This window comes from Caldisericum sp., from assembly GCA_022759145.1.
Taxonomy (GTDB): domain Bacteria; phylum Caldisericota; class Caldisericia; order Caldisericales; family Caldisericaceae; genus Caldisericum.
The window spans coordinates 18,768-28,878 of sequence record JAEMPV010000144.1; the positions used below are offsets into that span (position 1 = coordinate 18,768).

The following is a 10,111-nucleotide window of genomic DNA, read 5'->3' on the forward strand; positions in this document are numbered from 1 at the left end:
CATCAACCTCTCTTTTTTATTTATTATACAAATTAATCTTTAAAATTAAAAGTTTTAACTTCATTATATATTGGACCGTTTTTTGTCAAGACACTTTCAAATACTGTAATTCCAAAGGCGCCTACACTGAACGAAAAATCTTCAAACTTAAACTCGCTAAGATTCAAATAATTTGTTCTACATCTTCCGAAAGTTATGTGAGGTACATAAGATTCTTCACGCTTAAAGTGATACTTTTCAAAACTTTTATCAAGTTCTCTCATAATGTTTTCAATGTTTCTGTTTACATCGTTTATAGCAAAAAACAAGACTCTTGCAAACTCTTTTTTGGGAAATCCAGAAATCCCCTGAATCTCGAAATTAAAGGTCTTGAATAAACTCGAAATCTCATCGCTAATCCTAAAAATGTCTTCAAGAAAAGGTTCCTCTACCTCACCTAAAAATTTAACCGTAACATGAAGATTGTCTTTTTCAACCCATTTTATATCTCCATGAATCTTTGTTTTTAAATTTGATACAATTTTAAAAAGTTCATCTTCGTATGGTGTTGTCTTCAAGGCGATAAAAATTCTCATTTTATTACCTCCACAAGCCACTCATATTCGCTTACCTCTAAAACCTTTCCCCTATATATTTCTCCCTCACTTAATTTTCTTTTAACAAGAACAATATTATCAATATCCGGTGCATCGTAAATAGTTCTACCAACTGAAAGCCTTGAACGCACATCATAATAATCAACTATAAATTCTACTGTTTTTCCTAAAAACGATTTACTTCTTTTAATTGCAAGTTCATCTTTTAATTTATTGAGTTTCTCAAACCTTTCATTTTTTATCTCCTCTGGAACCTGTTCCATTTTATAACTATCAGTCCCTGGTTCGTTACTGTACTTAAAGATTCCAATGTGATCTATTTCATACTTTTCTACAAACTCTACAAGTTCTTTAAAATCGTCGTTAGTTTCAGTTGGAAAACCAACTATAACTGATGTTCTAAAAGCTAAACCGGACTCTTTTATTTTAGAAACAATTTCTTCTAACTGTTTTTTATCGTATGCTCTGTGCATTGTTTTAAGCATTTTAGAAGAAGCATGTTGTATGGGCATATCGATATAAGGAACAACCTTTGACGAGTTCTTTATATAATCTATAACCTTACGCATATAAGGTATAGGATATGTATAAAGAAGCCTTATCCATTTTAAACTTTCTATTTTCTCTAATTCTTTTAAAAGTTCAATTAATTTTACTTCGCCATAAATATCAATTCCATACTGAGTTATATCTTGTGCAATAATAATTAGTTCTTTTGCTCCGTTTTTTGATAAGGATGATGCTTCACTAACAAGAAATTCAATATCAAAACTATGTGTATCTCCCTTAATCTTTGGAATTAAACAAAAAGCGCATCTATGCGAACAACCGTCTGCAATTTTTAGATAACTATAATGCGGAAGTGTAACCTGCAGTCGCGGTAAATCCGCGTACTCAGGTTTTTTATCAACATAAACGCCGCCATTTTCCAAAGCATTTAAAACATCTTTGAGATTATTTGTTCCTACAAATCCATCAACAAGAGGAAATTTTTCCTGTAAGTGTTTTACATCAAGCGACGGGTAACAACCCATGACTAATATTTTTTCAACTTTGCCTTTCTTTTTCTTTTCAACAAATTCATTTATTACCTCTTCTGCTTCTTTTCTTGAATCTTCAAGAAATGCGCATGTATTTATTAAAACAATACGAGCATCATCCGGGTTAAAAGTTATTGAATATTTATGAGATATTGAGCCTAAGGCTCTTTCAGAGTCAACAAGGTTTTTTGGACATCCTAAACTTATTATAGAAACTTTTTTCACGGAGTATTAATCTTTTCTGCCCCTTTTTCAGTATACTTGTATTCAGCAACTGTATCAGTCGTGCTTGCTAAACCAAGGTCCTTACCATTCAGATCAACTTTTACAACCTTCGCATTTCCAAAGCGTATCTGTATGTATTGATTCGCATGGAGTTCAAGGGTCTCTCCTTTATTTATAAATCTTTGGGAGTATTTACCGTCAATTGTTATGCCAAGCCAACATCTTCCATCACTTTTAAGAATAAGATTAATTGGATACTGAGGTTTTGGCTCTTCAGAAGGCTTTGTATTAATGGGTTGCGTTTCCGGGTTTTGGGGCCCTTCCGAAGGATTTTGAGACGAAGGATTTTGAGTTTGAGTTCCTCCTGAGCTAATCTCCTGGTTATTTGGATTTGCAGGAGTAACGGGCTTATTGAAAATACTACTTCTTGTAACACCACATATAATAGCTGAAATTATTAGCAAAACAAAAATCAAAATAGTGAGTCTTTTGTAATTCTTCCTTGGCTTTAAAATTTCTTCCTTCCCTTTAAAAAGTTCTCTATATTCATTAATTAAAGGCGCAGGGTCAATTCCCAACGCCTCCGCATATTTTCTAACATACGACAACATATAGCCATCAAATTCTGAGCCAAAATCATCGTTTTCGATTTTCTCAAGATAATACACCCTTACAAGTGTCTCCTTGGAGACATCTTCAAGAGTTAAATGCTTTTTTTCACGTTCTTCTTTAAGTACTTTCCCTATGCTCATTTTCTAAAGCAATACTCAATGCCTCCTCAACATTCTCTATAAAGTGGAATTTTATATTATTCCTAACTCTTTCTGGTATATCTTCAACATCTATTTCATTTGCCTTTGGGAGAATTATAGTTCTAATATTTGCCCTATAAGCACCAAGTACTTTTTCTTTTATTCCACCTACAGGCAACACTCTTCCTCTCAAAGTAATTTCACCAGTCATAGCAACATCCTTATTAACAGGAACTCCTTTTAAAACAGAGACAAGCGCAACAAACATTGTAATACCAGCAGAAGGTCCCTCTTTCGGGACTGCTCCTTCTGGAACATGGATATGTATATCATACTTGTCGTAAAAATCTGGTTGAACACCAAGTCTTTCAGCATTTGCCCTTATATAACTCAGCGCTGCTTGTGCTGATTCTTTCATCACTTCTCCAAGTTGCCCTGTAAGGATAAGGTTTCCCTTTCCTGCCATCTTTGTTGCTTCTATATAAACGATATCACCGCCAGCAAGAGTCACAACCATTCCACAGGCAACCCCAACGAGACTCTTTTTCTCCTGGGCTTCTCTTGAAAATTCCGGCTTACCGAGATATTTTCTTAAGTTCTCCTCAGTAATTCGCCTTCTAATTTTTCCTTTCTCTGCTTTTTCCTTTGCAACTTTCCTTATAATTTTTGTGATAGACCTTTCGAGATTTCTTAATCCAGCTTCCCTTGTGTAATCGTTAATAATCTTAAGAATCGCTTTATCGCTTATAATTAGATCATCCTTTTCGAGGCCGTGTGCTTCAAGTTGTTTTGGAATTATAAATTTCTTTGCTATCTCAAGTTTCTCTTCATCTATATACCCCGGTAAAGCAAGGACTTCCATCCTATCTAAAAGTGCTGGAGGTATTGTGTCAACAACGTTAGCAGTTGTTATGAAAAGAACTTCTGAAAGGTCGAAGGGCAACTCTATATAGTGATCAGAAAATGCATTGTTTTGCTCAGGATCAAGTGCTTCAAGCAAAGCTGCTGTTGGGTCTCCTCTAAAATCAGCACCAACTTTGTCAATTTCGTCCAGGAGAAATACGGGGTTTTTTACCCCCGCCTGCTTTATTCCTTGAATAATCCTCCCTGGCATTGCACCTACATATGTTCTTCGATGACCTCTAATTTCAGCTTCATCTCTTATTCCTCCAAGGGAAACCCTTACAAATTTTCTACCCAGCGCCTCTGCTATCGATTTACCAAGAGAAGTTTTTCCAACACCTGGAGGACCGACAAAACACAAAATCGGGCCTTTTACATCGCTTTTGAGTTTCTTAACCGCAATTAATTCAAGTATCCTCTCTTTTACATCTTTAAGGTCGTAATGATTCTTATCAAGAATCTCCTGCGCCTTTTTTATATCAATGGTATCAGTTGTTGATTTATCCCATGGCAACGATAAAAGCCAGTCAATGTAATTTTGAATTACACCACTTTCAGGGCTCATTGGAGGGATTTTCTTTAATTTTTCAAGTTCTTCATTTATTTTCTCAACAACATATTTGGGCAACTTTCGCCCTTTCATCTTGTTTTTAATTTCAGAAATTACTCCAGCTCCTTCTCCCTCTTCACCAAGTTCTCTTTCGATTTCTTTCAATTTTTCTCGCAAGAAGTATTCTTTTTGACTTTTTTCTATTCTATTTCGTACTTCATCATCAATTTTCCGTGAAATTTCAAGGATTGTATTTTCTCTTTCTAAGATTTCATGCAAGTATTTAAGTTGCTCTTTAACATTGGTCATCTCAAGAAGTTTTTGCTTTTCCTCTACAGAGATAAACAGGTTAGATACAACAAGCATAATAAGCCTTTCGGGAGAGTCAATATTTGTAAGATTAAGTATCGCATCCTGGGGAACCTTTTTATTCAGCTCTGAATAAAGGGCAAATTTATCGGATACGAGCCTCATAAGCGCTTCTGTTTCTGTGGATGGCTCGTATAAACTCTCTAATGGTTCAACATGTACATGCCAAATTGTAGGAGATACATCAAATTGAGTAATTTTAACCCTTTCTATGCCTTCAACAATTATTCTATAAGTTCCATCTGGAAGCCTTAAAACTTGAATTATTTCGCAACCAACACCAACATTATAAACATCTTTTGGCTCTGGTTCTTCAATCAAACCATTTTTCTGCGTTGAAACAACTATAAGTTTATCTGTAGAAAGTGCTTCTTCTATTGCATTTATAGATTTAGGTCGTCCAACAATAAGAGGAACAACCATACCAGGAAATATTACTATTCCTCTAAGGGGAAAATAAGGCGCATAATTTTTTTCCCATTTCCTTTCGTTCATAATTTAACCTCCATTTTAAGCTGCATCCTTCAAGGTAACTCTCTCGTTTTTGGAGTTTAATAAAATGGGTTCTATCCCATCTTCAAGGAACTCTCTTGTAATAATACACCTCTTTACATGCTTGTTTTGAGGTATCTTATACATCAACTCTATCATTGATTGCTCCATAACAGAACGCAAACCTCTTGCCCCCATATTCAATTCCAGGGCTCTATCTGCAATATATTCGAGAGCCTCGTGCTCAAACTCAAGAGAGACACCATCAATTTCAAACATTTTTTGATATTGTTTCACAATGGCATTTTTAGGTTCAACCAAAATTTTAATAAGCTCTTCACGAGTAAGTTTGTTAAGTCGTGCAATAACAGGGAACCTACCCACAAACTCGGGAATCATACCAAATTTAATCAAGTCTTGCGGTAGAATCCTAACATTTGAATCAGTTTCTACATCAGTTCCAAAACCAATTCTCCTCTTTTTTACTCTCTCCTCAATGATTTTTTCAATACCCTCAAAAGTTCCACCACCAATGAATAGAATATCTTTTGTGTTAACTTTTATAAATTCCTGGAGAGGATGCTTCCTGCCACCCTGCGGAGGAACATTTGCAACAGTGCCTTCAAGTATTTTGAGTAGTCCCTGCTGAACACCTTCTCCTGATACATCCCTTGTAATTGAAGGATTTTCTCCTTTTCGTGCGATTTTATCAATTTCATCAATATAAGCAATTCCTTTTTCTGCTTTTGAAACATCAAAATCAGACGCAATAAGAAGCCTTTGTATTATGCTTTCGACATCTTCCCCAACATACCCTGCTTCGGTTATACTCGTTGCATCAGAAATAGCAAGAGGGACATCAAGAATCTTAGAAAGAACTTTTGCAATAAATGTCTTACCGGAGCCTGTAGGTCCTATAAGCAAAATATTACTCTTTTCAATTTCGACAACATCTCTCTCCTGGTAAATTCTCTTGTAGTGGTTATATGCAGCAACTGATATTACGAGTTTTGCCTCTTCTTGTCCAATAATATATTCATCAAGAAATGCTTTAATCTCACTTGGCAAGGGTATATCTTTCTTGGGTTGCCTCTTTTTACCATCATGCATCAAAAGGTTATAAGCCTTAACAACACACTCATTACAAATATATACGCCGTCGGGACCTGTAATTAATTTGTCTACCTCGCTATAAGATTTTCCACAAAACGAACATCTTGGTTCTTCCATCTATATTCCTTTTACCTATGGTTCTCTTATTGAAATAATCTGGTCAATAATGCCATATTCCTTTGCTTCCTCGGGGGACATAAAATAGTCCCTTTCAGTATCTTTCTGTATTTTCTCAACAGGTTGCCCTGTATGTTTCGAGAGTATCTCGTTTATCATTTTCTTTATTCTAATAAGTTCTTTTGCCTGTATTTCTATATCAGTTGCCTGTCCTTGTGCACCACCCCAAGGCTGGTGGATAAGAATTCTTGAATGAGGTAAGGCAAACCTTTTTCCTTTTCTTCCTGCAGCAAGTATCACCGCAGCAAGAGATGCAGCCTGCCCAAGGCAAATTGTTGCGACTGGTGCCTTTATATACTGCATGGTGTCGTATATAGCCATACCGGGTATTACTTCACCACCGGGGCTATTTATGTATAAGTAAATGTCTTGAGTAGAATCAAGAGATTCAAGATAAAGCAACTCAGCAACAATTAAGTTAGCCTGGTAAGTTTCAATCTCATCAGTTAAAAATATGATCCTATCCTTTAAAAGCCTTGAATAAATATCAAAACTAACTTCTCCTCTTCCTGTTGTTTCTACAACGCTTGGTATAATTGGCAAATTACTCACCTCCAAACAATATTATAGTATTTTCTTTCAATATTGAAATAGCTTTATTTCTCAAAATTTGATTTCTAATATATCGCTCAATTTCCTCGTTCATTTTCATAGCACCTTTTTCGATGTGCTCGTCTTGAAGGATCCTATCAAATTCGTCCTCTATTTCCTCCTTCGTTGCCGTAAGACCTTTCTTTTTCACAATTTCCCTTATAATTAGAGTCTCCTTTAACTCTTGAATAATATCCTTCTTTATTTCATCTTTAAAAGATTCAACTGACTTTCCCTCTTTCTCAAGAAGACTTTCAAGTTTTAGACCATGTTTAAGATATTCTGTTTCATATTCTTTATAGCGTGCTTCCGTTTCTTCCTCGATATAGTTCTTAGGAAGTTCAACATCTAAGGAATTAGCAATGTCGTGTAGGGCTTCTCTTCCCTTGTTTTCCTCGAGTTGCAATTTTTTGTTCTCGTAGATTTCGTTTCTAATTTTATTCTTTAAATCTTCAAGCGATTCAGAACCAATTTCTTTTGCAAAAGCATCATTAATCTCTGGTATTTTCTTTGTCTTTATAGAAACTATTCTGAACTTAATTGTCGTATTCTGAGTAGATACTTCAAACTCATCACCGATATTTTTACCCAAAACAACTTCGTTAAAGTTTCCAACAACCTTATCTTTTCCTACTTCAACTGTAATCGTTTGTTCTTCTTTATCTCCAATTTTGTAAGCAACTTCAATAATATCTCCGTTTTCAACACTCCCTTCTTTGGGTTCAAGTTCCGTAAAAGTATCCTGCAGTTCTTTAAGTTTTTCCTCTATTTCTTCTTCCTTTACTTCGATATTTCTCTTAATTTCTATCTTCTTATCTGGGTCAAAATCGATCTGAGGGAGAAACTCAACAACTACTTCATAAACAATTTTATCACTACTAAATTCCTTTACATCAACTGAAGGCTTTGTAAATGGGTCAATCTGTTCTTTCTCCAAAAATTCAACTAACGACATATCAAGAAGTAATTCAAAAGCTTCTTCAAGTAATCTTTCCTCTCCAATATATGCAGAGCCTATTTCATAAGGTGCCTTACCCAACCTAAAGCCAGGGATTTTAACTTTCTTTGATAGGTTAACATAGGCATCTTTTTTTGCCTTCTCAATTTCTTCCTTGTCATGAGTTACTTCAGCAACAACTTTTGATTGTGTTTTTTCTTTTACTGTATATTCCATCTTTCACCTCTCCTTAAATGAATTCATCATATTTTAATAAAAAGAATAAAAATAAAAAATGGTGCGAAGGGCGGGAGTTGAACCCGCATGAGTTGCCTCACTGGATCCTAAGTCCAGCGCGTCTGCCAGTTCCGCCACCCTCGCACTCAAGTTTTCTATAAATAAAAATGGTGGGTTCTGCGGGGCTCGAACCCGCAACCTACGGATTAAGAGTCCGTTGCTCTACCAGTTGAGCTAAGAACCCACATATATATTAAATGGCGCGCCTAGCAGGAGTCGAACCCGCAACCAACGGATCCGAAGTCCGTTGCTCTATCCAGTTGAGCTATAGGCGCACGTGGTGCGCCCAACAGGATTCGAACCTGTGGCCTGCGGATTAGGAATCCACCGCTCTATCCTTCTGAGCTATGGGCGCCTTGGGGTGGGTGAGGAGACTCGAACTCCCAACGGCCGGATCCACAGTCCGGTACTCTAACCAGTTGAGCTACACCCACCATAATGGCGCGCCCAGCCGGACTTGAACCAGCGACCGACGGATTAGAAATCCGTTGCTCTATCCTGCTGAGCTATGGGCGCACCTAATGGTCGGGGCGGAAGGATTTGAACCTTCGACCTTTTGGTCCCAAACCAAACGCTCTAGCCAAACTGAGCCACGCCCCGATCAGGCAATATATTGTATTGAGTTTATGAAAAAAATCAAGGGGGTTTAAGGCATTATTTACTTTAAAAATAAAAAATGGGGAAAGCTTTATGCCCTCCCCACAAAAACCAAAACTTATTATCTTACTCCAATTCCTCTTTCTTTGTCCGTTCCAGGGACAAGGTTATCAAGTATACCTGCTGCAATTCCACCCACTGCCATACTTGTATGGAATATACCGTTAAGGATATTTGCAAGCCATGTTGCACCAGGAATTGTAATTGGATGAGCAGCAATTACTTCTGGAAGACCAAGACCAAGAAGGAATGCAAATCCAAGAATCATAAGGTTCCTTGTTGATGTAACATCAGCACGTGCAAACACCTGGACACCGAGAGCACCAATAAGACCAAAGAGTGATAGATATGCAGCACCAATTATTGGTCTGGGCATAGTCCCAATAATTGTCCCAAGTTTCCAGAGGAATCCCATAATAATGAGAATTACTGCACCAGTTCTAATAACTCTTCTTGATGCAATTCCTGTTAAAGCAACAACACCAATATTTTCAGTGTAGGAAGTGGTTCCAACACCGCCGAAGATACCTGAGATTATGCAGCCGAGACCCTCTGACCCAATTCCCTTAGAAATCATTTGAGGGGTTGGATCAGGAAGACCAGATGCATAAGCAACACTATGGTAATCTCCAAATGACTCAATCATAGAAGATGTATACGCAGCAAGGATTGCCGCAAAACCAAATGAGTCGAATTTAAAGACATTACCATATCGTAATGGCTTCGGCCATACAATCCACGGTGCATCAGCAATTGCTTTGAAGTTAATGAACATTGGATGACCTTCTGGGAAGAGCTTTATTGCTGTTCCAAGGACTGCAAAAAGATAAAGAACTGCAATGGCAAGGAATACAGGGAATGAGTTAATTTTGCTATTTTTTACAACAAGAGCAAATACAAAAATAAGAATAACGCCTGCAATTGAAACAGGCCAGTATGATGCTACAGTATTAACAGCAACTCCTGCCAAACTGAAACCAATAAGCATAATAGTTGGACCTATAACAACTGGAGTAATAACCTTTTTGAGAAGACCAATTAAACCAGAGTATCCAACGACTAACTCGTAAATACCACCGTAAACAAGTGCGCTTCCAAGAGCAGTCATCATCTCGTTTACACCGCCACCGCCCTTTTTAACATTGTCAAAGATTGCAGTTGCAGCAGGGATTAATGAAAATGAAGAGCCCTGGACTATTGGAAGACCGGACCCAATCCTCGAATCACACTGTAAAAGTGTTGCAACACCGGTAATCATGTAAACTGTTGCAATGAATATACCAAGTTGCTGAGGATTCATTCCCATTGCTTGTCCAAAAAGAATTGGAACAAGTGTTGTTGCTCCGAATAGAGTTAGACTCAACTTTGCCAACTATAATCTGTAGAAATTGAGTCTTAATCAGTGATTGATA

7 protein-coding genes, 7 tRNA genes and 1 pseudogene are annotated in these 10,111 nt (G+C 36.9%); all 15 read right to left on the reverse strand.

Annotated elements, in window-relative coordinates:
• Positions 1 to 32 precede the first annotated feature (32 nt).
• Positions 33 to 575, reverse strand: coding sequence for an RNA 2',3'-cyclic phosphodiesterase (thpR, locus tag JHC30_07795; GenBank protein ID MCI4464050.1), 543 nt, complete (start codon positions 573 to 575; stop codon positions 33 to 35).
• A complete protein-coding gene (rimO, locus tag JHC30_07800) occupies positions 572 to 1,861 on the reverse strand; it encodes a 30S ribosomal protein S12 methylthiotransferase RimO (GenBank protein MCI4464051.1) in 1,290 nt (429 codons plus the stop codon). Before rimO ends, thpR begins: the two co-directional genes overlap by 4 nt.
• Positions 1,858 to 2,613: a helix-turn-helix domain-containing protein gene (locus tag JHC30_07805; GenBank protein MCI4464052.1), complete on the reverse strand. Its 756-nt coding sequence runs from the start codon at positions 2,611 to 2,613 to the stop codon at positions 1,858 to 1,860. The genes rimO and JHC30_07805 overlap by 4 nt, the downstream gene beginning before the upstream one ends.
• A complete protein-coding gene (gene lon, locus JHC30_07810; protein ID MCI4464053.1) occupies positions 2,591 to 4,930 on the reverse strand; it encodes an endopeptidase La in 2,340 nt (779 codons plus the stop codon). The genes JHC30_07805 and lon overlap by 23 nt, the downstream gene beginning before the upstream one ends.
• Positions 4,931 to 4,945: 15 nt before the next feature.
• Entirely contained in the window at positions 4,946 to 6,157 is a 1,212-nt protein-coding gene (gene clpX / locus JHC30_07815; GenBank protein ID MCI4464054.1) for an ATP-dependent Clp protease ATP-binding subunit ClpX, read from the reverse strand.
• A 15-nt stretch (positions 6,158 to 6,172) separates the two neighbouring features.
• Positions 6,173 to 6,760: an ATP-dependent Clp endopeptidase proteolytic subunit ClpP gene (gene clpP, locus JHC30_07820; GenBank protein ID MCI4464055.1), complete on the reverse strand. Its 588-nt coding sequence runs from the start codon at positions 6,758 to 6,760 to the stop codon at positions 6,173 to 6,175.
• Between the two features lies 1 nt (position 6,761).
• Entirely contained in the window at positions 6,762 to 7,982 is a 1,221-nt protein-coding gene (gene tig / locus JHC30_07825; protein MCI4464056.1) for a trigger factor, read from the reverse strand.
• A 59-nt stretch (positions 7,983 to 8,041) separates the two neighbouring features.
• A tRNA-Leu gene (locus tag JHC30_07830) sits at positions 8,042 to 8,126 on the reverse strand.
• A 24-nt stretch (positions 8,127 to 8,150) separates the two neighbouring features.
• Positions 8,151 to 8,226: transfer RNA gene (locus tag JHC30_07835), tRNA-Lys, on the reverse strand.
• 14 nt (positions 8,227 to 8,240) lie between these two features.
• A tRNA-Arg gene (locus JHC30_07840) sits at positions 8,241 to 8,317 on the reverse strand.
• A gap of 3 nt (positions 8,318 to 8,320) precedes the next feature.
• Positions 8,321 to 8,397: transfer RNA gene (locus tag JHC30_07845), tRNA-Arg, on the reverse strand.
• A gap of 2 nt (positions 8,398 to 8,399) precedes the next feature.
• Positions 8,400 to 8,476, reverse strand: a tRNA-His gene (locus JHC30_07850).
• 5 nt (positions 8,477 to 8,481) lie between these two features.
• Positions 8,482 to 8,558 (reverse strand) — tRNA-Arg (locus tag JHC30_07855).
• 6 nt (positions 8,559 to 8,564) lie between these two features.
• Positions 8,565 to 8,642: transfer RNA gene (locus tag JHC30_07860), tRNA-Pro, on the reverse strand.
• A gap of 118 nt (positions 8,643 to 8,760) precedes the next feature.
• Positions 8,761 to 10,056, reverse strand: a pseudogene (locus JHC30_07865) (purine/pyrimidine permease).
• Between the last annotated feature and the right edge of the window lie 55 nt (positions 10,057 to 10,111).